At 44.5% G+C, this 25,046-nt stretch carries 20 protein-coding genes; 6 read left to right on the top strand and 14 right to left on the bottom strand.

The features are described from left to right. Positions 1–39: 39 nt before the first annotated feature. The 3 genes from cydC to trxB form a co-directional block, all read right to left on the bottom strand. A complete protein-coding gene (gene cydC / locus L3V37_RS05435; RefSeq protein WP_237305968.1) occupies positions 40–1,761 on the bottom strand; it encodes a cysteine/glutathione ABC transporter ATP-binding protein/permease CydC in 1,722 nt (573 codons plus the stop codon). Continuing rightward, positions 1,754–3,541 (bottom strand): cysteine/glutathione ABC transporter permease/ATP-binding protein CydD, encoded by a 1,788-nt coding sequence (gene cydD, locus L3V37_RS05430; RefSeq protein ID WP_237305967.1) that lies wholly within the window; start codon positions 3,539–3,541, stop codon positions 1,754–1,756. The genes cydC and cydD overlap by 8 nt, the downstream gene beginning before the upstream one ends. A 103-nt stretch (positions 3,542–3,644) precedes the next feature. Beyond that, positions 3,645–4,604, bottom strand: coding sequence for a thioredoxin-disulfide reductase (trxB, locus tag L3V37_RS05425; RefSeq protein ID WP_237305966.1), 960 nt, complete (start codon positions 4,602–4,604; stop codon positions 3,645–3,647). Positions 4,605–4,963: 359 nt separating this feature from the next. Between trxB and L3V37_RS05420 the strand changes: the two genes are divergently transcribed. Together L3V37_RS05420 and L3V37_RS05415 are read left to right on the top strand one after the other, a co-directional pair. Next, positions 4,964–5,620 (top strand): 2OG-Fe dioxygenase family protein, encoded by a 657-nt coding sequence (locus tag L3V37_RS05420; protein WP_005377989.1) that lies wholly within the window; start codon positions 4,964–4,966, stop codon positions 5,618–5,620. After that, positions 5,604–6,839, top strand: coding sequence for a cysteine desulfurase-like protein (locus L3V37_RS05415; protein WP_065274399.1), 1,236 nt, complete (start codon positions 5,604–5,606; stop codon positions 6,837–6,839). The genes L3V37_RS05420 and L3V37_RS05415 overlap by 17 nt, the downstream gene beginning before the upstream one ends. Before the next feature lie 90 nt (positions 6,840–6,929). Here L3V37_RS05415 and L3V37_RS05410 read toward each other — a convergent pair whose 3' ends face one another. After that, positions 6,930–7,754: a DUF2797 domain-containing protein gene (locus tag L3V37_RS05410; RefSeq protein WP_005377984.1), complete on the bottom strand. Its 825-nt coding sequence runs from the start codon at positions 7,752–7,754 to the stop codon at positions 6,930–6,932. Positions 7,755–8,088: 334 nt separating this feature from the next. On the opposite strand from L3V37_RS05410, the gene L3V37_RS05405 reads away from it, so the two are divergent. Then, positions 8,089–9,426 (top strand): GGDEF domain-containing protein, encoded by a 1,338-nt coding sequence (locus tag L3V37_RS05405; RefSeq protein ID WP_237305965.1) that lies wholly within the window; start codon positions 8,089–8,091, stop codon positions 9,424–9,426. Positions 9,427–9,568: 142 nt separating this feature from the next. On the opposite strand, the gene L3V37_RS05400 is transcribed toward L3V37_RS05405, so the two are convergent. The 3 genes from L3V37_RS05400 to L3V37_RS05390 form a co-directional block, all read right to left on the bottom strand. Beyond that, positions 9,569–10,939 carry a DASS family sodium-coupled anion symporter gene (locus L3V37_RS05400; protein WP_017634863.1) on the bottom strand — a complete coding sequence of 457 codons (1,371 nt, stop codon included), beginning with the start codon at positions 10,937–10,939 and terminating at the stop codon, positions 9,569–9,571. A 219-nt stretch (positions 10,940–11,158) separates the two neighbouring features. Beyond that, positions 11,159–11,893, bottom strand: coding sequence for a vancomycin high temperature exclusion protein (locus tag L3V37_RS05395; RefSeq protein WP_005388862.1), 735 nt, complete (start codon positions 11,891–11,893; stop codon positions 11,159–11,161). A gap of 154 nt (positions 11,894–12,047) precedes the next feature. Next, entirely contained in the window at positions 12,048–13,736 is a 1,689-nt protein-coding gene (locus tag L3V37_RS05390) for an NAD-dependent malic enzyme (RefSeq protein ID WP_005377977.1), read from the bottom strand. Positions 13,737–13,949: 213 nt separating this feature from the next. Here L3V37_RS05390 and L3V37_RS05385 point away from each other — a divergent pair, with 213 nt between their 5' ends. From L3V37_RS05385 to L3V37_RS05375, 3 genes are all read left to right on the top strand, one after another. After that, positions 13,950–16,304 (top strand): helicase-related protein, encoded by a 2,355-nt coding sequence (locus tag L3V37_RS05385; protein WP_237305964.1) that lies wholly within the window; start codon positions 13,950–13,952, stop codon positions 16,302–16,304. A 288-nt stretch (positions 16,305–16,592) separates the two neighbouring features. Beyond that, positions 16,593–16,970 carry a hypothetical protein gene (locus tag L3V37_RS05380; protein ID WP_005377965.1) on the top strand — a complete coding sequence of 126 codons (378 nt, stop codon included), beginning with the start codon at positions 16,593–16,595 and terminating at the stop codon, positions 16,968–16,970. Positions 16,971–17,300: 330 nt separating this feature from the next. Then, complete coding sequence (locus tag L3V37_RS05375; RefSeq protein ID WP_237305963.1) at positions 17,301–18,974, top strand: alkaline phosphatase; 1,674 nt, start codon at positions 17,301–17,303, stop codon at positions 18,972–18,974. A 78-nt stretch (positions 18,975–19,052) separates the two neighbouring features. Here the strand turns inward: L3V37_RS05375 and L3V37_RS05370 are convergent, their stop codons facing one another. The 7 genes from L3V37_RS05370 to L3V37_RS05340 form a co-directional block, all read right to left on the bottom strand. Beyond that, entirely contained in the window at positions 19,053–20,156 is a 1,104-nt protein-coding gene (locus L3V37_RS05370; protein WP_237305962.1) for a phosphoribosylaminoimidazolesuccinocarboxamide synthase, read from the bottom strand. Positions 20,157–20,360: 204 nt separating this feature from the next. Further along, complete coding sequence (locus L3V37_RS05365) at positions 20,361–20,753, bottom strand: SulA-like leucine-rich domain-containing protein (RefSeq protein WP_005377962.1); 393 nt, start codon at positions 20,751–20,753, stop codon at positions 20,361–20,363. A 412-nt stretch (positions 20,754–21,165) separates the two neighbouring features. After that, entirely contained in the window at positions 21,166–21,348 is a 183-nt protein-coding gene (locus tag L3V37_RS05360) for a hypothetical protein (protein ID WP_005377960.1), read from the bottom strand. Positions 21,349–21,525: 177 nt separating this feature from the next. Continuing rightward, on the bottom strand, positions 21,526–22,500 hold the full coding sequence (locus L3V37_RS05355) for a J domain-containing protein (protein ID WP_213907859.1): 975 nt from the start codon (positions 22,498–22,500) through the stop codon (positions 21,526–21,528). 75 nt (positions 22,501–22,575) lie between these two features. Beyond that, complete coding sequence (locus L3V37_RS05350) at positions 22,576–23,235, bottom strand: OmpA family protein (RefSeq protein ID WP_005377956.1); 660 nt, start codon at positions 23,233–23,235, stop codon at positions 22,576–22,578. A gap of 217 nt (positions 23,236–23,452) precedes the next feature. Further along, the gene (locus L3V37_RS05345; protein ID WP_005377954.1) at positions 23,453–24,148 is read right to left on the bottom strand and encodes a DUF2786 domain-containing protein; all 696 of its coding nucleotides are present in this window, start codon (positions 24,146–24,148) and stop codon (positions 23,453–23,455) included. A gap of 208 nt (positions 24,149–24,356) precedes the next feature. Then, complete coding sequence (locus L3V37_RS05340) at positions 24,357–25,037, bottom strand: DUF3334 family protein (RefSeq protein WP_005388843.1); 681 nt, start codon at positions 25,035–25,037, stop codon at positions 24,357–24,359. Positions 25,038–25,046: the final 9 nt, after the last annotated feature.

Raw genomic sequence — 25,046 nt, 5'->3', positions numbered from 1 at the left:
TCATCGTTTGATGAGCCCTTCTCGTCACTGAAAATCGAATTATAGAGATTGTAATAGCTGGTAGTAACGACCTTTTTGAGCGAGTAGCGTTGGATGGTCGCCTTGTTCGATGATCTCACCTTGTTCCATCAAACAGATGCTATCCATACTTTCTAACTCTATCAGTCGGTGTGTAATGAATACTACTGTCTTATTAGCAAAGTGTTCATTGAAAAGCGCCATCACTTTTTGTTCCGTACGCTTATCGAGGCCTTCAGTCGGCTCATCTAAGAGTAGGATTGGGGCATCACGTAGCAATGCTCGAGCAATACCGATTCGGCGTTTCTCACCACCAGATAACTGACGACCGCCGTCGCCTAACCAAGCGTCTAAACCCGGCTCTTCAAGAAGTCCGCCAAGCTCGACTTTTTGTAAAATAGTAGACAGTTGCTCATCACTTGCGTCCGGAGCGGCCATGAGTAAGTTGTCACGTAGTGTCCCGTTTAGTACATCTACGCGTTGACTGACCACAGTCATTGCTGCTCGCAGGTCCGACTCGCTCCAATCTTGCAGTTTTGTACCACCGATTCGAACTTCACCTTGGTTTACATCCCAGTAGCGACAAAGAAGCTGAATCAGTGTTGATTTACCTGAACCTGTTTGACCTACAATCGCTGTTTTAGTGCCCAACGGTAGTGAGAGTGACAAGTCTTTCAGCACCTTTTGCTGACCGTCAGGGTAAGTGAAGTCAATGTTGTCGAATTCAATGTCTAACGTTGTGCCTTTATGTTTCGATTGCTCAGGGAAGACAACGTCAGGTTCAGCCAAAATTACTTCATTTAAACGACGAGCAGAAGTCAACGTTTGACCCAGGTACTGGAATGCGCCCGCGATAGGCATCAGAATCTCAAAGCTCGCCATGGTTGCAAACGCGAACAGCGCAATCCAAGGATCAGGAGCACGACCACCTACGCCGTCTGCAGCAAACCAAAGCATCACAACCAGTGTAATGCCGTTCACCAGCATAAGCAGGCCTGAAGCCATGCCCGTTAAATTCGCGTTCACAAATTGGTTAGACAGCAACTGCTTCTGCTTCTCTAGAATGAGATTACGATAACGTTCTTCTGCTCCAAAGATACTCAGTTCACTGTAGCCTTGAAGCCAGTCCAGTGTCGCCACTCGCAATTGCGCTTTATGATGAGTGAGATTCTCGCCATTGTTTTTACCCAGTTTATAGAACAGTACTGGCCATACAAACAACATGACGGTAAGAATCGAGCCAAGCAGTAGGGCGAGATGCCAATCAAAGAAAGCCAGGACAGCCGTTAAACTCAATATGCCAAAAACACCAATCACGACAGGGCTGATAAGTCGAAGGTAAACGTGATCCATCGCATCTACGTCCGCTACTAGGCGGTTGAGCAGATCGGCATCACGCATCGTAGAAACACGACCCGGAATCAGTGGTGCAAGTTGCTTAAAGAAGAAGATACGTAGATCGGTAAGCAGCTTGAACGTTGCATTGTGGCTAACGACACGTTCTCCCCATCGACCTGCGGTTCGAGCCATTGCAGCGCCGCGTACCCCGGCACCTGGTAACATGTAGTTGAAGGTCTCACGAGCAACCGTCAAGCCTGCCACCGCTGCGGCTGAAATAAACCAACCTGATAGCGTTAATAAGCCAATAGATGCCGCTAAGGTCAGAAATGCCAGTAGCATACCTAGCGAAAGACCAAACCAGTGTTTCTTATAGAGTTTTAGATAAGGGAGTAAATCACGCATCTAAGTTCCCCTTGTCTGTTTCACGTTGTGCGAGGTTCGCTTCCAACATGTCTTTAAATAAGCCATATTCTGTCGACAGTGTGGCGTAATCACCACGTTGAACAATCTGGCCGTCCTGCATAACAAGAATTTGCGATACGTTTTGTAAAGGCGCAAGTTGGTGAGTAATCATCAAATTCGTTGTGGCATGCGCATACTTGTTAATGCCTTCCATCACGAGTTTTTCACTGCGAGCATCTAAGCTTGCGGTTGGTTCATCTAATAACCAAAAACGACCATTTTGTAGCATGGCGCGAGCCAGTGCTAAACGCTGCGCTTGGCCGACAGATAAACCACCAGAACGATCAGATATCGGATAATCCAACCCATGCATTTCAACAAATTCAGCAGCGTGAGAGTCATTCAACACAGAATGTACGTCTGCATCCTGAATATTGTGCTTACCTAGTGTGATGTTATCTCGAATGCTACCGTGTAATAGCATCGGGTTTTGACCAATCCAGCTTACTGCCTCTCGCCATGTGGCTAGATCCAGTTGCGACAATTCGCAGCCATTAATTTTTAAGCTACCTTGATAAGGCATGAAACCGAGGATGGTGTTTACCAAGCTTGTTTTACCTGCGCCACTTGGTCCAACTAAAGCCGTACTTTTGTTGGCTTCAAGAGAGAAGGATAGGGGACCTGCGAGCGGCTTACCTTCCGGACTAAAAATGGTTAACTGGTCCGCTTCAATATGGATAGGGCTGTTTTTATCTAACGCTTGGGTACCATCTTTGATTTGATCGACTTCCAAATCCAGAAACTCGACAATGCTTTCTGCTGCCCCAACCGCTTGCTGTTTCGCATGATAGAACGTGCCCAAATCACGTAATGGCTGATAAAACTCTGGAGCAAGAATCAGAATGAACAAACCAGCAAAGAGCGTAACACCTGTGCCGTAGTAGCCGAAGTCCAGCTCCCCGATATAACTAAAGCCAAAGTAGACAGCGGTAATTGCGATAGAAATGGAAGTGAAAAACTCTAACACCGCAGAAGACAGAAACGCGATTTTCAGAACGTCCATGGTACGAGTACGAAAGACTTCTGAAGCACCCTTTAGCGTCTCAGTTTCAGATTTTGTTCTATCGAATAAGCGAATGGTTGTCATTGCTTGCAAGCGGTCATAAAAGTGACCCGACAAACGCTGCATCGCTTTAAAGTTTTTACGGTTTGCTTCTGCGGCTTTCATCCCAACCAGTGCCATGAAAATAGGCACTAGTGGTGCAGTGACCAGGAAGATCAAGCCTGCTGCCCAGTTTACTGGGAATACGACAACCAAAATGATGAAAGGCACTAGTACCGATAATGACATTTGAGGCAAGTAGCGTGAGAAGAAATCTTGCATATCTTCTACCTGCTCTAAGATGAGCGTTGCCCAACTGCCAGCAGGTTTGCCTTTGATGTAAGCTGGCCCAAGTTTATGAACTTTATCTAAAATGAGTTGGCGAATATAAACTCGAATTTGCTCCCCGCAACGGTAACCGGCAAGCTCTCGACCCCAGGTACAAGCAGCTCGACCGATAACCGTGCCACCGAGCCCAACAAAATGCCAAATGAGCTCGGCTTTGTCGACTTGGTCAATGATTAACTGGTGCAGAATGGAGGCGAGCAGGGCTGCTTGAGCCAATAAAAACACGCTTGAAAGTACGCCTAGGCCTATCGCAATCATAAGCCAGCGCTTGGCTAACTTACTTTGTTGCTTCAGCCACTTATTCAAGCTGCTTTGCTTTTTCTTATCCATCGTGAAGGCTTAATGATAATTGTTTTAATGAGGCGGTAGTATACAAAAGAAAACCCAGCGGGAATACCGCTGGGCTTTAAGGATATGACACAAATGTGAAAAGTTATTTGTCACCAAGTGAGTCTAAGAAACGTTCAGCATCTAATGCAGCCATACAACCTGTACCTGCAGAGGTGATCGCTTGACGGTAGTTGTGGTCCATTACGTCGCCAGCTGCAAATACACCTTCGATACTAGTTTGTGTTGCGTTGCCTTCAAGACCTGATTGAACGATGATGTAGCCATCTTTCATGTCTATTTGGCCTTCAAAGATTTGTGTGTTTGGCTGGTGGCCAATTGCGATGAATGCACCCATTACATCGATATCTTCTGTCGCACCGCTGTTCACGTCTTTAATGCGGACGCCCGTTACGCCCATATCGTCTCCCAGTACTTCATCGAGAGTGCGATCGGTATGAAGAACGATATTACCGCTTTCAACTTTATCCATCAGACGTTTCACAAGGATCTTCTCTGCGCGGAATGAATCGCGGCGGTGGATCAGGTGAACTTCTGACGCAATGTTAGATAGGTATAGCGCTTCTTCAACAGCCGTGTTACCACCGCCCACAACTGCAACTTTCTGATTACGGTAGAAGAAACCGTCACAGGTTGCACAAGCAGAAACGCCGCGACCTTTAAATGCTTCTTCAGACTCAAGGCCAAGGTATTTTGCTGATGCGCCGGTAGATATGATTAAGGCATCACAAGTGTACTCACCTGAGTCGCCTTTTAAACGAAATGGGCGTTGTGATAGCTCTACTTCATTGATGTGATCAAATACGATTTCAGTTTCGAAACGCTCGGCGTGTTCTTTCATGCGATCCATCAATGCTGGACCTGTCAGTCCCTCAGCATCGCCTGGCCAGTTTTCAACTTCAGTTGTGGTGGTTAGCTGACCACCTTGTTGCATTCCCGTCACAAGCACAGGGTTTAAGTTTGCACGCGCTGCGTAGACGGCAGCTGTGTATCCTGCAGGACCAGAACCAAGAATTAATAATTTACAGTGTTTTACGTCGCTCATTATGGCTCCAAAAAGGGCGTAACATTTCCCTCGATTGTATGGAAATTCTTAGTGCTTTAAAAGCATAAACAACGATTGTGATCGAATAATTGGTTATAGATTAGAACCCACTAAATATTGATAGAGAACGTTGACTTCTAGCATAAAATTCTATTCGTAGTAGAGAAGTCTAGTTTCAAATATTGTCAAAGCGTAAAACTGAAACATGGCTCTGTTTTTGTTGTTTGATTTGGTTTGTTATGTTGTTTTCGTCGTTTTGTTGAAGCTATCAACGTTAAAAGCTGGTAATTGCAGAATATTTGCGTAACCTAGTGTGTAAATTAAATGTTAATTAATGTGCCTCATTAAAGGAGCAAATGATGTTACATTCACGTGAGAATACTCTACATTTAACACAGCTCAGCATGGCAGCAATTGAGCAGCTTTCCCCATCGTTTGAAGAACTGCCTCGTACCGAACATGCAGATGGTCAGTATCGACTACGACGTTATTCTGTGGTTGGTTTTGATAACGGCAAAGTCATCGACTTAAATAAAAATAGCTTTGTTCAATCCTCTGATATCAACCGATTTCAAGGTGATGTTGTAAGACAATTCGAGCCAATTGAGAAGGATATTCTTACCAGCGATGGATTTCGAGAAATGTGTGAATTGTTTGTCAATGCGAATCATCTGCCAAACGGTCAAGAAATAGAAATTCACCAAATCCGTATCAGGGCACTGGAAGAAGAAACCCAAGTAGCACCTGAAGGTGTGCACCAAGACGGTTTTGATCACATTGCAATGGTTGGTGTGGGACGCCATAACATCATCGGTGGCGACATCATGCTGTACAGCAGCCATAACCAAGCCCCATTTTTCCGTAAAGTGCTAGAAACCGGAGAGGTCGCAATCTTGGCTGATAGCAAGCTGTGGCATAACGCGTGCCCAATCCGCTCTGTTATTGATGACGAAGCGGGCCATATGGATGTATTTGTACTCACGGCTACGGATAAGCGTAATGAACTTCAATCTTAATCAGATCAGAGAGCAATTTCCGGCGTTGGCTCAATACCACAACGACAAGCCCGTGACGTTTTTTGATGGTCCAGGTGGCTCACAAGTGCCTCAATTAGTACTAGACAGCATGGTAGGGTATTTAGGTCGTTTCAACGCTAACTTAGGCGGGCATTATTTTTCTAGCCAAGTGACCGTTGACGTAATGCAAAATGCGCGTGAGTCGGCTCAGGCTCTACTTAATGCCCCTTCATCTGGCAATATTGTCTTCGGTGCCAATATGACCTCACTAACCTTTCAGCTTAGTCGCGCGATTAGTCGAGATTGGCAAGTAGGAGATGAGATCATTGTTTCCGCTTTGGATCACTATTCAAATGTATCCAGCTGGCAGCAAGCGGCAGAAGATAAAGGCGTTACGGTTCATCAAGTTCGTATCAACGAAGAAGATTGTACGCTGGATATGGAGCATTTAAGCCGCCTTCTTTCTGATAAAACGCGCCTTGTCGCTGTGACTTATGCATCGAACACGACGGGCTCTATTGTGGATGTACAGCAAGTAGTCAGCATGGCGCACAATGTTGGGGCACAAGTTTATGTGGATGCCGTCCATTATGCGCCTCATCATTTGGTTGATGTTCAAGCGTTAGGTTGTGACTTTTTAGCTTGCTCAGCTTACAAGTTTTTCGGACCGCACGTTGGTATTGCTTACATAGCCGATCAGTGGCTCCACAGTATTCGCCCTTACAAAGTCGAGCCTGCCACTAATATAGGCCCTGGTCGATTTGAAACAGGAACGCAAAGTTTTGAAGGTCTTGCTGGTGTCGTTTCTGCGGTTGAGTATCTGGCTCAATTTGGTGAAGTCGGTTTACCTCTTCGCCAACGGTTGGAGCAAAGCTACCAACTGTATGAACAACATGAGCAGCGCTTGAGTGAGCGTTTCTTACAGCGTTTGAATGCATTAGATGGTGTCAATCTATTCGGTATCGCAAAGGAAGATAGCCAACTCCGCACGCCAACTTTTGCGCTAACGTTTGACCGATATTCTCCAGAGTTCATCGCGAAAACACTGGGTGAACATAACATTTGTGTATGGAATGGTCACTTTTATGCGTTGGGCTTAGTTCGTCAACTTGGTTTAGAAGAATCGGGTGGTGTAGTGCGAATTGGTTGTATGCATTACAACACAATAGAAGAAGTCGATATGTTATTCGATGTGCTAGAAAGCATCCTTGACGCATAACTAACGATTTCTTCCTAATAGAAAAACAAAAGCTCGAGTCAAACTCGAGCTTTTTTCATTTTTATTTGAATCAACGCGTTCTGCAAGCGATTACTCACTAACTTCAACTTCATAGGAAGTGAATTTTCTTACATTAATAACGCCGGTATCAAAGATGAGGTATTGACCTTTGATGCCTTGCAAAGTGCCAGTAACAACCGGGTTTTTATCGAAGTTATGCGAAGTGATCTTCGTTGGGTGCTGTTGTACCGGGTAGCTAAGGTCGGTAATGCTTTCGTTTAATACTTCAATGGCATCTTCGCCGAATTGCTGTTTTATCTCGGCAATTTTCTCTTCGACTAAAGGCAATAGCTCAGCAAAACGGTCCTGCAATGCCATAGGTTCACCGTCACCTTTAAGCAGTGTGCGCCAATTGGTCTTGTCTGCGATATGTTTCGCCAGTTCAACTTCAATTAAACCGGAGATATGGCGAGTTTTTACTTTAAAAATTGGCAAGCCCTGAGTCGCGCCTTGGTCAATCCAACGAGTCGGGATTTGAGTATGACGAGTGATACCAACTTTTAAGCTGGATGTGTTGGACAGGTAGACAAAGTGATCCACCATGCAATTCTCTTCACCCCATTGTGGTTCGCGACAAGTCCCTTGATCGTAGTGGCAGGTCTCTGGCTTCATGATACACATGTCGCAGCTTGCTAGCTTTTTCATGCATACAAAACAGTGGCCTTGCGAATAACTCTTTTTCGTTTTCTTTCCACATGAGCAACAAAAAATATTGCCAGTGTGAGTCAGTGTGAGCGTTTTACCCAGAAAAGGAGTTAAGTCGATTTCTTCCTCACCGACAGGAAGGCGGTAGTTGACGGCACCGTCCAGAGAAGCACGCATTTTGTTTAGCGTGCCAGTTGCAATTAATGACATGACATTACTCATTATTGTGTTTCTGCACAGTATATACTGAAGTGGAGAAGAGATGCAGGGTTGACAGGAGCTTTAAAGTAAATGTCTTGCACTAAATTATTATGCATCGTGTTTTATTTTCTAAAAGTTATGGCTGTGAAATGCTTCGCAAATAGAAGTTGGGCTGCATTTTTTAGAAATTTTAAAACGTGATAACGGTTCAAAATCCGTTACTATGTGTCGAAACTAAGAATTGAATGAAAAAGTGATTTTATTTCTTGATAAATCACCTTTATTTCATTTTTTGAAATTATTGAACCCCACGTATTGTATAATCTCAGCAGGTCACTTGCCCATGAAGTGGATCCATAACTTTATCTTTGCTCTTTCTATTTGCACTATCAGTTTGGTTGCCCTTTATAGTGTGCTTGGCGATACGCGAAAGCTGACCATTACACCTGAGCATTTCAATATCTATGCAACTAAAGATGCCAGTGAAGGAGGTGTGAGTGAGGCAGATATCACATACGATCGGCAAAGCCTAGTTCTTAGCTGTGAACTAAAGCAGAGCTCGTATGCTTGGCCTTATTGCGGAATCTCGGTTTATACTGATTCAGCAACGCCAACACAGGGTATTGACCTTTCCAACTACCATACGATTCGATTGAAGGTGCGATATGAAGAGGCAGGAATAGGGGCTAACCCTAGCCACGACCTACGTTTGTATCTTCGCAATTATAATTCTGAGTATTCCAAGCCGGACGACGAGTACACCATTAAATATAATGGCATGCAGTTTTCTCCATCGGGTTCGAGCGATATTGTCGAAATTCCGATTAAAAATCTTCAGGTGATGACCTGGTGGTTAGTAGATAACGGAGTCGCGATTGAACACTCTGCACCTGAATTTTCAAACATCACACGTATTGATATTGCAACTGGGTCTGGTGCGGCACTTGGTAAACATAGAATTGTGATTGATAAAATTGAGTTTGAAGGCGCTTACCTTGCGCAAGAAACATTGTTGTATGCATTATTAATCTCTTGGATGGCGCTTGGACTGGCTTTTTCACTGCATGAGTTACGAAAAAATAGAGTGGCTTATGAAAAAGCGCAAAAGCGTCACCGTCATTTGGAAAAGGTGAATGATACTTTGCGAGCTCAAAACTACGAGTTTGCAGAGTTAGCGCATCGAGATGCTTTGACGGGCGCGATGAACCGATATGCTGTGCAACACTGGCTGGAACAACAATCTCGTCAGGTTCGCTGGGGGCATAACACCTTCAGTATTCTCTATTTGGACTTGGATAAGTTTAAAAAGGTGAACGACAAATTTGGGCACCAAATGGGGGATGACATATTGCGCGAATTTGTCATGGTGGTAGCGACTTCTATTTACTCAGACGATCGACTCGTTCGTTGGGGCGGCGAAGAGTTTGTCGTATTTTGCCCTGATACCAATATTGAACAAGCGCTAGAGAAGGCAGAAATGATTCGCAAAAATGTGGAGGATCATTTGTGGGTGCACGGTGAATCATTAACTTGCAGTATTGGCATTGCCCAAATGCAGAGTGAACGCGTCTCAGAAACCATGGCGAGAGCTGACGAAGTGTTGTATCAGGCGAAGCGCAATGGTCGCAACCGAGTGGAAGCTCATTATGGTTTACTTGCTTGCGAAAAGAAGCAAGCCTGATAGCCGTTCACTGAAAGTAAAGAAAAAAGGTGGCCAACTGGCCACCAAGAGGGAAACTGCTGAACACCACTTAGGGGGGAAGTTTGGGTTATCGATACGATTACCGTGAGCAGCAGTGTAGTGCTAATCGAACTTGCTATTTTTACCAGAACAACCAAGCGAAAAGCGTTAGTGCAGCAATACAGGCAATGTTTAACACGAAACCAATTCGCATCATTTCTTTTTGCTTGATATGACCCGTACCGAACACAATCGCGTTTGGAGGTGTTGCAACAGGTAACATAAATGCACAAGATGCAGCGACGGCAATCAGTGCAGAGAGAATAACCGGAGACATGCCTAAGGCTTCTGCAATGGTCGCAAATACAGGGACAAGTAGCGCAGCACTGGCGGTGTTACTCGCAAACTCAGTCAAGAAGACAACAAAAGCAACCACTGCAAGAATCGTTAAGAGAATACCGGCTTGCTCAAGGAAGCCTGACAAGCTATGAGCCAAAAATACGCTTGTTCCGGTTGCTTTTAGGACGTTACTAAGACAGATACCACCACCAAATAGGATTAACACACCCCAGTCGGTTGTTTTCTCAATATCTTTCCACTCGACGGCGCGAGAAGCACCAAGTAGAAGGATGGCGCCAATGGCTACAAGAGTATCGAACTTCGCGAAGCCACCCAGCATAGCGTTAATAGGCTTACTGAATATCCACAAAGTTACGGTCAGTAAGAAAATCGCCAACGTAATCATTTTGCCGTTTGTCCATTCGACTGGTTGATGGTCAAGGTCAAACTTGTGGCTAAGGTCAGGCTTAGTCATCGTGTACAATACGAGGATAGCGATTGGCATTAATACTAGGGAAATAGGTACACCAAACTTCATCCATTCAGTGAAGCTTAGGCCAACTTCAGCGGCTGCAATTGCGTTTGGTGGGCTACCAACCAGTGTTGCAATACCACCAATTGAAGCACTGTAAGCGATACCGAGTAGAACAAACAAAAAGGTGTTGTGGTTTTTCTTGGCGTCTAGCTTTGTCATCACACCCAGCACAAGCGGTAACATCATCGCGGCGGTGGCGGTGTTTGAAATCCACATTGACAGGCCAGCACTCACACCAAATAGCATGAATACAGCGACAGACATTTTTCCTCTTGCCAGCAATAGTACTTTATCTGCAATCGCTTGATCTAACTTTTGTTTATGTAGAGCCGCAGCTAGTGCAAAACCACCCAAAAATAGAAAAATGATGGAGTTGGAAAAGTTATTCAGTGCGGCTTGAGTGTTGAACACACCCAAAAATACCGCAAGTAGTGGTATGAGCAGCGCAGTAATGCTGACGTGAATCGCTTCGGTTAGCCACAGAATAGCAACAAAAACTAAGATGCTCAGGCCGGTTACTACTTGTGGTTCAAAGGGTAAGGTATTAAACAAGATAATGAACAATAGGATATTCGCGTTCAAAATCATGCTGTTGCGAGTGAAGAACCAATTCTTCAATGTCACAGCGAGTGCGGTCATGGGTAGTGCTCCTTTTGCATTGCCTTTTGTCGGTTTTTTTATGGCAAAGTAACTGACTTGTAGTTATTTATTGATGAAATGTTACTTTGAATGCGAAAAAGAGTTTTGCCTGAATCGTAGAGCAAATTAGAAAGTGTGATGTTGAGAATTGGAAATGGGTAGAAAACTACCCATTTGTTTTATAGAAATGTTACTAGGCTTGTGAGCCACGTTATTCCTCTATTCGACGGGGACTTGAAGAGGCTCGTTAGCTGCTTTATTTGGCTCTTTTACTGCAACGATAGGTTCTTGAGGGCCAAGAAACTTAGGCTGCGTATTGATAATGTACAGGTCTAAAAACGCTTTCACACGGGCTAGCAGTTCTCGAACACGCATCGATGTTTTTTGCTTATTGGCCGTCGGCCCTGCTACCGCGAGACACTGTGCATCAATGCTGTAAGCATCAGCGATGAACAGTGCGCGTTCACAGTGAAAGCGCTGAGTCACAATCAGAAATCGCTCCGAAGCAAAAATTTTTTTCGCTCGTACAATCGAATCTAAGGTACGAAAGCCAGCATAATCAAGGTGAATCACTTCTTCAGGCACGCCTGCTTTAAGTAAGTCGCGTTTCATTGTCCACGGTTCGTTGTATGAACGGTGGGCGTTATCACCACTCAATAAAAACTGTTTTACTTTGCCTTGGTTGTAAAGCTCAATCGCCGCATTAATGCGATGAGTGTAGTAAGTGTTGAGGATCTTTCCGATGTATTTACTGGTACCAAGAACTACGGCAACCTCATGTTGAGGGATTTGCTCGTATTCAGTGAAAATGCTCTCTTTGGCTTGTAAAACCACCCACCGGTCGATGGCTATAACAGAAACAAGCAGACTAAGTGCAGAGATCGACAAAATCAAAGCAAATCGCTTCCAGGAAAATTTCAGCTTCCACTTTGATCTTATGCGAGAAAACAACAAAACGTTTTATATCCTTAACTAAAAATGTAGTTCTCATCATATCTGATAGAAACAAAAAGAGAGAAGCCCATTTATGCCAAAATCTGGTTAGGATGATAAAAAAATAAAAGCCCCTACATGGTAGGGGCTAATTATTAAACGAATTGTCTCAAGCTTAGAACGCAGTGCGTTTGTAGCGGCGGTAAACAGGTTGCCAGAACGACTGTTCAATCGCCACGTTCAATGCTTCATCAGTAATTTCTAATGCGACACCTTGTTCAATTGCCTTTTTACCAACGGCAAATGCGATTTTTTTCGATACTAAGTGGATTTCTTCCAGTGGTGGAAGTAGTGCACCACGACCGTTGATTGCTAGAGGAGAACATGTTGCGAGCGCGCGGCTTGATTCCATTAGCATCTCGTCGGTGACACGTTTTGCATTGACAGCAAGTACACCAAGGCCAATGCCTGGGAAGATGTAGCTGTTGTTACATTGTGCGATAGGGTAAGTGCGACCTTCATGAACCACTGGCTCAAATGGGCTACCTGTTGCAACCAGTGCTTCACCATTTGTCCAACGAATGATGTCGTTCGGTGTCGCTTCCACGCGGCTTGTTGGGTTCGACAGTGGGAAGACAATCGGACGCTTACAGTGTTTATGCATTTCTTCGATGACTTCTTGGCTAAATAGGCCAGGCGCACCAGAAACACCAATTAGTACCGTTGGCTTGGCGTTACGCATAACATCGAGTAGTGAGAAGCCATTTCCTTCATTTTCCCACTCTTTCGTATTGGTATGCTTTTGCACCAAGCGTTGTTGGAAATCAAGAAGGTTAGGCATGCCTTCTTGTAACAGACCCCAACGGTCAACCATGTAAACTTGTGAGCGAGCTTGCTCGTCAGAAATTCCTTCCGATACCATTTGTGCGATGATCGCTTCTGCGATACCACAACCAGCAGACCCTGCGCCTAGGAAGGTAATACGTTGTTTAGAAAGCTGAGTTCCTGCTGCTTTACAAGCTGCAAGTAGAGAGCCAACAGTAACAGCAGCAGTACCCTGAATATCATCATTGAAGCAACACACGCGGTCTTTGTAACGCTCAAGAAGAGGCATCGCATTTTTCTGAGCAAAGTCTTCAAACTGGATCAAAGCATCAGGCCAACGGCGCTGTACCGCTTGGATAAACTCTTCTACAAATGCATCGTATTCTGCACCCGTAATACGAGGATGACGCCAACCCATGTACATCGGATCAGCTAAGCGTTGCGGGTTATTGGTACCCACATCAAGCACGATTGGTAGCGTGTAAGCAGGGCTGATACCACCACACGCGGTATATAGTGACAGTTTACCGATAGGAATACCCATGCCGCCGATACCTTGGTCACCCAAGCCAAGGATACGTTCGCCATCTGTCACAACAATCACTTTAACGTTGTGGTTTGCTGCGTTGTTCAGCAAGTCGTCAATACGGTCACGGTTCGGGTATGAAATGAACAGACCACGACCACGACGGTAAATGTTAGAGAAGTTTTCACATGCTGCGCCAACAGTCGGCGTGTAGATGATAGGCATCATCTCAGAAATGTGATTTTGCACGAGGCGGTAATACAATGTTTCGTTGGTGTCTTGGATATTACGCAGATAAATGTGCTTATCCATATCGCTTTCGAAACTTTTGTATTGCTGGTAGGCACGTTCCACCTGCTCTTGGATAGTTTCGGTCGACTCTGGAAGCAGACCTTCTAAGTTGAATGAACTACGTTCTTCAGCAGAGAATGCACTGCCTTTGTTCAAAAGAGGGGTTGCTAAAAGGGCCGGACCCGCATATGGAATATATAGTGGGCGTTTATCGTTGTTCATTGGGTGCCTTATGTAGGGTTGAAGGATGCGCACCAAATTTTAACGGGTTCACTATTTAGTTGTAAACATGCGTTGATGCACATCAATGTAATGTCGCAAAAAAATTCAGATACCGACGAAAATATCGGCAATATTGGTTGTTTAGAGATACCTAAAGCATGATTTTTTTACTTGGGTATAATGTTTTGCATCATCAAATCAAATCCAATTTCTATGTTTCAACTACCTATCGACAGCCTGCAAGCTGAGTTTGACCATCATGTAAGCCTTAACCATCTTGTGGTGGAAGCCGAAACCGGGTCGGGTAAATCTACCCGCTTGCCCATGTGGGCGGCAAAACACGGACGCGTTCTGGTTATTGAACCACGTCGAATTGCTTGTACCTCGCTGGCTGAATTTCTTGCGGAGCAATCTGGAGAGCCAATAGGTCGCAAAGTCGGTTACGCGATCAAGCTTCATGCCTACTTTGATGAAAAAACCGAAGTTGTATTTGTGACTCCGGGGGTTGCACTGCGTTGGTTTTCGGAAAACAAGCTAGCAGACTTTGATATCGTGATAGTGGACGAATTTCACGAGCGACGCTGGGATATTGATCTATTAACCGCCATTTTGAAGCAAGAAAATCAACATCGATTGATCGTCACTTCCGCTACCTTAGAAGGCGAAAAGCTTGCTCGCTACCTGAATGCTAAGCGTCTGCGATCTGAAGGGCGTTGCTTTCCGGTCACGGTGACACATCGTTCCACAGACAGCCGCTATTTACCGAACAAAAAGGGATGCGAACAAGAGGTTGTCAGAGCGGTAAAAGAGGCACTGGAAGATGAAGATGGCGATATTCTTGTTTTTCTCCCAGGACGCAAAGAGATCACCCAATGTGCTCAGATGCTACAAAGTTGCGGCGATGTCATGGTGGTTAAACTTCATGCCTCGGTCAGTGATGAAGAACGACATCGTGCGCTGACGGTACAAAAGCAACGGAAAGTCGTATTGGCAACCAACGTCGCGGAAACCTCTCTGACCATTCCTAACATCCGTGTGGTAATCGATAGTGGTTTAGAGCGCAGAACTGTACAACGAAATGGACGTACAGCACTGACATTAACCAACATTTCTAAGGCCAGTGCCGCGCAGCGAATGGGGCGAGCAGGTCGCGTTACCGAAGGGGCTTGTATTCGTCTATATGGTGAGCACGCGCCTTTAGAATTAGTGACGCCTCCAGAATTACACAGAGAAGAGCTCGTCGAGCCCATGCTGGCAGCGGCTTGTTGTGGGTACCGTCTCTCAACACTCGATTTTCTCGACTCAATTCCCCCAAAGTCGCTAGAGGCATCTCATTCGACGTTGTTATCCATGGAAGCGATTGATGAGGATGGCAATGTCACGCAGCACGGGAGAAAAGTATATCCACTACCCATTGATGCACTGTTTGCCGATCTCGTTACCAGAATTCAAGCGAAGCCAGAGAAGGAAGCAATGATTGATTTGGCTGCCGCCTTATCTGTGCCTGCGCAGCTCTATCAGCGACAAAGTGGTGAAGTTGCTGAGCTTCTATCTCAAGAGGAGCCATACGGATGTGATGCCTCTTTGTTGATCCGTTTGGTTCGGGGGGAGCGACTTCCGGGCATTGTCATTGATGCCAGCGCACTCGAAGAGGCACAAGGTTTAGCGAAACAAATGCGAGAAGTATTTGAATTACCGGAACTTGACGTTGCCTCTCGATATAAACGTGAAGCGCTCTTTTTCTCCATCGCCTCATTGCACCCTGAGCTTGTGTTTGTCCGACGAGCTCGTCGAAGGGATGCTCTAGGAAATGGCGTAGTCGAGATGCTGGTTGGGCGTAACAGCCGCTTTCCTGACAAAGAAGAAGCGGCAATCGTGCTAGACAGCCATAGCGTGCCAGGACGAGGCGTTAAGCAAACACTGAACCTCGCATCGGTTATGATGCCTATCCCGCTGACATTATTACGCGAACTTGAATTTGGGGAGTGGCAACAAGGTGAGACGAATTATGAAGAAGAGACGCCAAGAGCAACAATGCACTTGGTCTACGCCGGGCGAACAATCTGTACTGAACATCAAGCGTTAAAAGGTGATGTTGCTGTTCATTCTATTGTCGAAATGATAGAAGACGAGACACTGTTACCAGGTTTTGCTTCTCAAAGAAAACAGCAAATCCAACACTGGAAACTCTACAACGCATTGGGCCTTAATGTCGAAGGAGAAGAGGTTAACGACTTGGCCTCATTGACATTTTCTAGCTGGTTAAAGGATCAGTTGGAAACATTAGGCGTTGAAAACATCGATGATATGGCGTTGTTTGAACCAGAAGACTTAACATTTAACGGTGTTCCAGAATGGGAATACGACGATTTCACGGAGCAGTACCCTTTAGAACTTTCGCTGCCAGAACTCCAACTAGATGTCGAGTATTACGCGTCTCGCAAGCTGGTACAGGTCGTTTATCGAGAGGGAAACCGTAAGGGAGACCCGAAGCGTTGGGAGCTGCCACGTTGGGCGGGTTGGAAGATACAGTATAAAAAGGCCAGTCGAGTGATTGATGTAAAGTAGGTCGGCGGATGACGTTGTGACAAGAATTGATATTTTCTTGGTGAATCTATAATAATTTCATATTGATAGCGTTACTTGCGTGTTGTTTTTAGTTTCTTAATTGAAATATTAATCAATTGAATGCTTATATATGGCGAAGCTGTACATCAGTTGTTACAAAGCTGGTTTTAATATTTCCTTTTGTATGTAAATTAGGGCATAAAAGACGAATGTTTTATATCCCATTGCTATATCAAAACAGTTGAACGATATTTGGTATATCTCATTTTCGAGTGTCGGGGGCATAGAATGGATCAACAAGGAAAGACGTGCATTGAATTCGACTACACTAGCTTTTTAGGAGCGACAGGTAGTAAGAAATGGACCTTTTTAGAGGCATTTGCCACCATCGCGCCTATTTTCGGTTTGATGTGGAAACAGAACATTGCGGAATTGAGCAAGCCTGAAGATCGGTTGTGGGATGCCGCATTAAAATCGATGTCTTCTCGTAAAAGTGATGAATCCAATTTGGTCCGCTTAACCCAGCTAGCTAAACATGAAGGGATCAATGAATTGCGAGTCGTTATGCCATATTCGCTCGATGTTCAGCAAATCGAGTACATAGAATCTCGCAGTCAGTTGAAGGTGGATACGTCAGAACAAGATGTCCTTAACATCAAGTTTTAGGCTGAGTATTTCCACTTCATCGATGTACTACTTAACAATAGTGCAATGAAAAGCGACCTCAAAGTAGGTCGCTTTTTTATTTTGAGGTTTTTGTCACAGGTCTTAGGAAGTGTGATGAATATAGAGTATTTGCACTTAAGTTAACAAAAATGTAACGTTTGGAAATGCAATTGTCATAACTAGCTTCTAACTTTGTGTTTTTAGGACAAATTACCGACTAAGTGGTTGGTACTGTAAGTTCGAATTAACGTCCCTTATTGGCACACAAGGATGATTGAGTCACCACGTCATTTGGGCATAAAAACAAACACAATAAGAAAGGAAGTCAATATGTCTTTGTCTCGTCGAGACTTTATGAAAGCTGCCTCTTCAACGGCGATTGTTACCGGGCTGGTGGGCTGTGGTAGCGATGCTAGTGAATCTGTTGCGGTTACCTTTGAGCACGGAGTGGCGAGTGGAGATCCTACTCAAACACAAGTAATCATTTGGACTCGTGTTACAACCTCAGCGAGCTACGCAGATGTAAGCTGGCAAGTTTCATCTAACGAAAATTTTACTGATATCGTGCAAAGTGGCACTTTTGCCACAGACACGAGCCGAGATTTCACGGTAAAAGTTGATGTTCAAAACCTCAACGCAAATTCTCGCTACTACTATCGATTCATGGTTGGAGATGTCACTAGCGAAGTCGGGCAAACTCAAACATTACCAGAGGGTGGTGTAGAAAAGGCATCCATGGCCGTTGTTTCTTGCGCAAACTATCCTGCTGGTTATTTCCATGTGTATCGAGAGATCTTAAATCAACATGAGCAAGAACCGTTTGATGTGGTACTTCATCTCGGTGATTACATTTATGAGTATGGGGCTGGTGGCTACGCTAGTGAAGATGCTGAGGCACTAGGGCGAGAGCCAAGCAAAGGCACTGAATGCATTACCTTAGATGATTACCGAAAACGGTATGCGCAATATCGCCAAGATGCTGATCTGCAAGCGTTACATGCGAGCCTACCAATGATTGCAGTCTGGGATGACCATGAGCTTGCAAATGATACTTGGAAAAATGGTGCGGAAAACCATCAAGAAGAGGAAGGCAGTTTTAATGATCGTCGTGCAGCTGCGGCTGCCGCGTGGACAGAATGGTTGCCCGTTCGTGAAAACACTTTCTCAAACATGCTGATTTACCGTCAGTTTTCGTTTGGAAGTTTAGTCAATTTGATGATGCTCGACACGCGACTTGTGGGGCGTGATAAACCGTTGGATTATTTCTCGCTCAGCTCACCAACGATGGAAGCTATTGGTGGTTTAGTTGCTCAGTCGCGCAGTGAAGACCGAGAGCTCTTAGGCGGTGACCAACTCGCTTGGCTGATGGATGCGTTCAGTACGCACGACGCAACTTGGAATGTGCTAGGGCAACAAGTGTTAATGTCTCGTATGGAGTTGCCAAGTTCGGTTATGATCGCGATGTTTCAATTGTTTACTGCCACTGAAGAACAAAAAACAGAGGCGTTATTAGCGGTAAACTCTGCGATTACGGGTTATCTCTCTGACCCAAGTTTAGATACCATTGCTTTACCATATAACCTAGATGCATGGGATGGTTACTACGTTGAGCGAGAAAACGTTTATCAACTGGCCAAAGCCAACAGTGGTAAATTTGTCTGCTTGGCAGGAGATACGCACAACGCATGGGCAAGTGAGCTTAAAGACGTATCTAAGCATCCTATCGGGATAGAGTTTGCAACTAGCTCGGTGAGTTCCCCTGGGCTAGAGGCCTACCTAGCGTTAGATCCTGTTGCGATCGCTCAAATGGAATACACGTTGCCGCACTTAGTGTCAGAATTACAGTGGGCAGATATCAAGCAGCGTGGCTTTATGCGCGTTACTTTTACGCCCGACAAAGCGGAGTCGACCTGGTATTTCGTATCAACGATTAAAGACAAAACATATCAGGTGACGACCAAGTCAGCCTCCACAACTGATGGTACTACGTTAAATATCGGCTAAACTGAGCCTAATACGAAAAAAGTCCGCAAGCTAGTGCGGACTTTTTATTGGAAAGCGTTTAGCAATCTAGCGACAGTGCTAGTCAATCAATCCGTATTCTTTGCTCAGAACCTCGATGATTTCCGCTTTCGGATTCTCACTCAAATGAATCGGCTTGCCTGTAATCTTCTCGGCAATACCAATGTAAGTGCTCGAAATCGCCATCAAAGATTCGACGGGCAAAGCATTATCACGAGCGAGAGCTTCGCGCTCAGGCATACGTTCTTTGTTTAGCAAGATATCTGGGTCAGGGAAGTGGTTAAGTAGGAACTGGCGGAAACCTTCTTTTGAGTTCTCTACGATGTGACCTGCTTGGTACTCTTTAGCATCCCATATACGAGACGAGTCTGGTGTACCCACTTCATCCATGTAAATCAGCTTTTCATTGCCAGCAGCATCATGAACATAACCAAATTCGAATTTGGTATCGACAAAGATTTGGTCGATTTCTTCTAACGCTTGGCTGATAACGTTAAAGCCTTCTTTCAGCAATTTTTCGTAGAGTGCGATATCGTCAGCGCTTGAGAAGTTAAATGCTTCGTAGTTGTCTACGATGTTTTGACGAGTAATATTTACGTCATCCGCTTCTGGCACACCGGGAATGCCTTTTAGAATGCCTTTTGTGGATGGGGTCATTAGCAACTCTGGCAGTGCTTTGTCTTTTCCTAACCCTTCAGGAAGTTGGATTCCACAAAACTCGCGCTCGCCATTTGCGTAAGCGCGCCACATCGAACCCGTGATGTATTTGCGGCAGATGGCTTCGATTTTTACCGGTTTGGCTTTTTGTACAATCCAAACAAATGGGTGAGGAATGTCTAGAATATGGCTATCTGCTAAGCCATTTTCTTTGAACAGTTTGAACCAGTGATTAGAAATCGCATTAAGCGCAGCCCCTTTACCCGGGACACCATTAAGACCACCTTCAGCATGCCAAATACAATCGAACGCAGAGATTCGGTCGCTAATCACCATGATAGCCAAAGGCGCATCTGGCGCGACATTGTATCCTTTTTCTTTGATCAGTCGGGCGCTGTCTTCATCAGTTAACCAGTAAACTGAACGAACTTTTCCACTATGAACGGGTTTATGGGTGCGAATTGGCAGGTCGTCATTGACGGCAAGTACTTGATTAGCAAGGCTCATTGCGACATTCCTATCATCTTAATCAAACGTCAGAAAGAGAAGATATTCAGCAAAATGTGGGCGCTGAATAAATCGAATGTGGGCATCATACCAGAACTATTTTAACTCGCCAGAGAAAAAGCAAACGTTTGCCTGTTTTCTTTAATACAAAAAAATGCCCCCTTAAAAAGGAGGCGAGATGCAGGATGGATAACGTCGAACTTATTAGTGGTACTTATTAACTCTGCCTTCGACGAAAAAGACTTCACACTGATAGCGCTGCGCCATGTCGCGCAACATAGATTGATTCATAAGTGCAATTTTATTGGATGCGACAACAGCACTGGCATTGCCTGATCGGATGGCTTTTATCACGATCTCGACTTCTGAAAGCTGTTGAGAGGGCTTCATTTGAATAACGTTTTTACAGCAAATATTAGAAGCAGTGAGTTGTTCAAAGTCTGGACGAGGGCAGTCTGCTGTAAACAAAATCCATTGTTTCTGCTGCGATAAAACAGCCAGCTTAGATAGAAGCTGATCCGAAACGGCCATGGGCTTAGTTGCTTGTGCCAATACGTTGTAACGAGAGTATGTATGAGATTGACTTTGTAACTGCATCTTACTGTTCCTTTATACATGCTGTATGTGTATACAGTAGTTTGTTTTGGTGACCTGATCAACCAGTTTCTCAAAAGTTATTTGCGGTTTTTTGAGAAGGAAATAAAAGGATTTGATTCTAAGTAATTGAATTTATGTGGTTGTTTTTCATTTTTGATATGTCTAACATCAATTTAAAAATGTGAGGTGAGTAGAAAGTTGGACGAGAGACATACAGGGGTTTATTACTGTATATACAGGTGTTTTTCACGGACAGTGGTTTGTATACAGTGGAAGAGGGCTGATAACCGATGCGACATGCTATGTAGGATAGGAGGGAATACGAGATAGAGATTGGAAATAGGCTTGGGCGATCAAAAAAGCGCCTTATAAAAGGCGCTTTTGAAAATCAGTTCCATTGATTCCGTCTTGCTTAGCTCGCTCGTTGCAAACGTTCGCGCATTTGCAATTCGCCTTGGTTAAATAGGCGCACGTCGATTTTCGCCATATCGTAACAAGCTTTACATGAGTAGTGGTGCTTGCCATCTAAATAATCGTGACGAGTTACAAGACTAGGTTTTTTACACCAATCACAGGTGCCTTCTTCAGTGAACATTGATTTTCTCCCCACCTAGATTAATTTGAGTCGTTAGGTGTTATTTTGCGCCGGGCATTATGGCATAAAAGCGCGACTTAAGTTAAATGTCTGTTAATTTCTTTGAGAGGGAGATCGATTGCGGTGCTTGATTATATGGGAATAAAAGCATGGCAGCCAAAGTATCCTGACCTATTTTTACTGTTTTGTAACATTTTGTGAGACGAGCTTAAAGGCATGATTGAGTCGCTTCATTTCTTCTTCACTGCCCCTTGTGTCAGGATGATAAAGCTTTGATAACTGTCTATAGCGTAGCTTGATTGCCTGTAAATCAGGGATGGTTTGTGGTGTGTAGCCAAGCATGGCGCATGCGACGCTTAGCTTATGGTTTTCTGCCTGAGTTTTGGATTTCTTAAACTCTCTGAATACTTTCTCTAACTGACGCTTCAGTTGCTTGTTCGTAAACTCTAGCTCTTTTATTTTTTCCGCCATTCGTTGATTTTGGCTTTCCTCTTTGGCTTCACGCGCTTTTCTATTCTGCTTGAGTTTTTTGATCACGAGGAAACTTAAGCCGCAGATGATGAGTATCGCCGCTAGCCAAATCAGCCATAGAAACGGCGAGTGTTCTACTTTGGGGTTTGCAACTGTGCTTTTCTCTTCTAGTGTTTGCTCCGCCTTTTTATCGAGCGACTTTATTTGCGAGACTTGCTTAGCTCGCAGTTGGTTGAAGCGCTGCTCTAACAGTTGATTATAAGCTTGTTCTGCTGCTGGATTATGCTGAGAAGCCATTTGATACAAGGCTTCAGTCAATTGAGAAGTTGTGACCTTATCTGGATTGCGCTGAATAAAATCGGCGAGAAGAAATCCACGATCGGTTGGGTCATTGAGTGCGATAGAGGTTAGCCAATATAACGCTTGTGTTTCATTTTTTTCGCCATTTATCCCTTTAGCAAAGTCGTTCGCGAGCTGTTTTTGTGCAGGGAGGTAACCTTGGTTGGCGGATTGCTCTAGCCAGTAGCGCGTTTCTGGTGAGGCTTCAGCTTCGTTTGATGCCAATAATTGTTGTGCGTACTCGTATTGTTCGATGGGGTCATTTGGAGCTTGAGAGGCAAGTGAGTAGCCAGAAAAGCTGAGGCTAAATAAGCAGAGTAGGGCAGACGTTTTGACAGACATTAATATGTCAGGCCTAACGATAATGGTTAGGCCTGCTCCGGTAATTTTTTATTATTACCGTATGGTGCAACCAAATTACTTCAGTGGCAAGATCTGGATTTCAACACGACGGTTGCACGCACGACCTTCAGAAGTTTGGTTTGAGCAAATTGGGTTACGTTCGCCGTAGCCGCGTGCAATTGCACGACCAGGTGCAACGTTTTGAGATACTAGGAATTGACGTACGGACTCTGCACGGCGCTCTGACAACGTTTGGTTGTATGACTCACTACCTGTGCTATCCGTGTAACCGTCAATAACGAGACTGGTATCTGGGTACTCAACTAGGATGCGAGCAACACCGCGTAGAGTATTATGGATACTAGCATCAAGCTGGTAAGAGCTTGAAGAGAAGCCGATACCGTTTTCCATACGCAGTAAAAGCTGATTTTCACCAACACGCTGAACTTGTACGCCAGAGTTTAGCAAAGCGCGACGTAATTCCGCTTCTTGTTGGTCAAAGTAGTAACCAACGCCAGCGCCAGTCGCTCCGCCTGCGGCTGCACCAATGAGTGCATGCTGACGACGTTCTTTAGCATCATCACCCGTTGCTAGGCCGATTGCTGCGCCAGCGATCGCACCAATAAGCGCGCCTTGCGTGGTTGAGTTAGTTTCGTATTCACCCGTTGTTGCATTTTGGCGTTGAGTGGCTTGACAGCCAGTAAGAGCTAGCACTAGAGCTAGTGCAATAGGCATCTTTTTCAAGGGAAAATCTCCGTATAAAACTGAGGCGAAACCATGCCTCATAATGGGATGCGAATTATGAATAAACAAGCATTAATATTTGTTATGAGAAAGTAAGATTGATAAGAGTTTCTGTAAGAAAATTCCTATCAATACTGCCAAAGCTCTCAAAGTAAGCCCTATAGACATCGAAGTCATTGCTGCTTATGTGAATCCTTTACTATCCTGGCTATTTCGATGAATCGCCCAACATTTTGCGTGCTTGTTCGCCGCCCACTCCACGGTTAACTGAAACCTTTCTACCTTTCTTTAAGCCCACTTCGTAGTCTTCAGTTAGGTTTTTCATCGCTTCTTTCAATTGCTTCTTGAACGTTTCGCGGTCAATGTTTTGGAATTCTTTATCAATATAGTCATTAATTTTATTGGCCGACTCTTCATCTGGAGAAATAATTGGCAATTTTTCAATCGCGCCTTCCACCCAGCCAGATACAAATGAGTTCACACGGCGAGTCACTTCCTGAGAAGAGGTGCCGGTGCCAGCAAAGCTGTTTCGGAATTGTCCGGTACTTTCGTTCATCTCGCGATAAACAATATCGAAAGCAAATGCAGCAAAAATAGCGCGATCTGCTTCACCGATAAATTCGACACGTTTGAGCCCTTTGTGATTCAACAATACTGCTTCGACACCGAATTTTGTGTTAATGCCGCGAATCACTCGCAATATGGTAGAACTGATGTTCGCTGGTAGCAGATGAGAAGATTGTGTTTTTCCCATTCTGATGAACTCAATATCGTCTTTATCGAGACCATATTTAAGCATGAGGCGATGTGCCATTTTGATAGCATTGGCAGCCTCATTAACATTAGCGGAATTGCCCAGTTCTAAGCACTTGGCGATTTTTTTCAGAGCTTTTTGTTTATCCATCGACAACCAGTAACGAAAGCAGAAAATTTATGAAGTCAGACATATTACCTTTTTTGACATAAAAACGAAATACAAGGTGGGACTGAAGATAATTTCTGCACATAAAAAGAAGCCTCGCATTAAGCGAGGCTGGCGTTTTAGTTCGTCGTAATCAGTATGAAGTCGTACTTGTGTCTAAGAAGCCATTCTTCATTAAGATTCGTTAGAATTACAACCCGAGCTGGTTGAGCAAGTCATCGGCATCATCGTTTGATCCCGACGATTTAGATTCTTTCTCAGCCAACTGTTTACGTGTTGCCTCTAAAATGTCGTCTGGGTTTTCGTCTTCAGCAACTTCAAACTCTTCCAGTTGGATGAACTCAGTTTTATCCATTGCTAGTTCGAGATAGAAAATATTGTTGTTTTCGGTGGAGAACGTCACTCTGCGCGCTTGAGGGCGGTCAAGGTTGGTATCAACTTGTAAGATAACTTGCTTATTCAGCGCCAGCATTTTTGGTTGGTTTTGTGTGATGTTCGTTTGCAGGTCTTTACGAATTTTATTAGTGAAGTCTCCGACCAGTTGATTCATGAGTTCACCCAGAACATCGCCTACCTCGTCAGAAGTATGAGATATTGCCAGTTCTTCTTCTGGCATGCCCATATTACGCATGTAGTTGGTGTAGATCTCCAGTGCGGCTTTTGCCGTAAAATTAATCACAACTAGCCCGGTAAATCCGCCATCAAACAGAACAAAACAGCCAAAATCTGGTTTGAGGCTAGTCTTGTGGATTTTTTGCACCATTGCTGAATAATTTACTTGAGAAGATGTCGCCGAAGTAAGTACGCCAGAAACAGACTGGCAAAGTTTGAGAAGGATATCTTCAGTGGTCACAATTTTATTTTTTTTCATTCTGAAAAC

The sequence above is a fragment of the Vibrio sp. D54 genome (assembly GCF_021728075.1).
GTDB lineage: Bacteria > Pseudomonadota > Gammaproteobacteria > Enterobacterales > Vibrionaceae > Vibrio > Vibrio alginolyticus.
Note: the sequence above shows the minus strand (reverse complement) of the source record. Positions and strands in the feature narration are given on the sequence as shown.

Excerpts from the sequence above, each read along its gene's own strand:
- L3V37_RS05355 (WP_213907859.1), bottom strand. The coding sequence starts at position 22,500 with ATGTCTGTCAAAACGTCTGCCCTACTCTGCTTATTTAGCCTCAGCTTT.
- L3V37_RS05345 (WP_005377954.1), bottom strand. The coding sequence starts at position 24,148 with ATGGATAAACAAAAAGCTCTGAAAAAAATCGCCAAGTGCTTAGAACTG.
- L3V37_RS05420 (WP_005377989.1), top strand. The coding sequence starts at position 4,964 with ATGTTACATTCACGTGAGAATACTCTACATTTAACACAGCTCAGCATG.
- cydD (WP_237305967.1), bottom strand. The coding sequence starts at position 3,541 with ATGGATAAGAAAAAGCAAAGCAGCTTGAATAAGTGGCTGAAGCAACAA.
- L3V37_RS05365 (WP_005377962.1), bottom strand. The coding sequence starts at position 20,753 with ATGCAGTTACAAAGTCAATCTCATACATACTCTCGTTACAACGTATTG.
- L3V37_RS05415 (WP_065274399.1), top strand. The coding sequence starts at position 5,604 with ATGAACTTCAATCTTAATCAGATCAGAGAGCAATTTCCGGCGTTGGCT.
- cydC (WP_237305968.1), bottom strand. The coding sequence starts at position 1,761 with ATGCGTGATTTACTCCCTTATCTAAAACTCTATAAGAAACACTGGTTT.
- L3V37_RS05400 (WP_017634863.1), bottom strand. The coding sequence starts at position 10,939 with ATGACCGCACTCGCTGTGACATTGAAGAATTGGTTCTTCACTCGCAAC.
- L3V37_RS05350 (WP_005377956.1), bottom strand. The coding sequence starts at position 23,235 with ATGCCTATTGCACTAGCTCTAGTGCTAGCTCTTACTGGCTGTCAAGCC.
- L3V37_RS05360 (WP_005377960.1), bottom strand. The coding sequence starts at position 21,348 with ATGTTCACTGAAGAAGGCACCTGTGATTGGTGTAAAAAACCTAGTCTT.
- L3V37_RS05410 (WP_005377984.1), bottom strand. The coding sequence starts at position 7,754 with ATGTCATTAATTGCAACTGGCACGCTAAACAAAATGCGTGCTTCTCTG.
- L3V37_RS05340 (WP_005388843.1), bottom strand. The coding sequence starts at position 25,037 with ATGAAAAAAAATAAAATTGTGACCACTGAAGATATCCTTCTCAAACTT.
- L3V37_RS05380 (WP_005377965.1), top strand. The coding sequence starts at position 16,593 with ATGGATCAACAAGGAAAGACGTGCATTGAATTCGACTACACTAGCTTT.
- L3V37_RS05375 (WP_237305963.1), top strand. The coding sequence starts at position 17,301 with ATGTCTTTGTCTCGTCGAGACTTTATGAAAGCTGCCTCTTCAACGGCG.
- L3V37_RS05405 (WP_237305965.1), top strand. The coding sequence starts at position 8,089 with ATGAAGTGGATCCATAACTTTATCTTTGCTCTTTCTATTTGCACTATC.
- L3V37_RS05370 (WP_237305962.1), bottom strand. The coding sequence starts at position 20,156 with ATGAGCCTTGCTAATCAAGTACTTGCCGTCAATGACGACCTGCCAATT.
- L3V37_RS05385 (WP_237305964.1), top strand. The coding sequence starts at position 13,950 with ATGTTTCAACTACCTATCGACAGCCTGCAAGCTGAGTTTGACCATCAT.
- trxB (WP_237305966.1), bottom strand. The coding sequence starts at position 4,604 with ATGAGCGACGTAAAACACTGTAAATTATTAATTCTTGGTTCTGGTCCT.
- L3V37_RS05390 (WP_005377977.1), bottom strand. The coding sequence starts at position 13,736 with ATGAACAACGATAAACGCCCACTATATATTCCATATGCGGGTCCGGCC.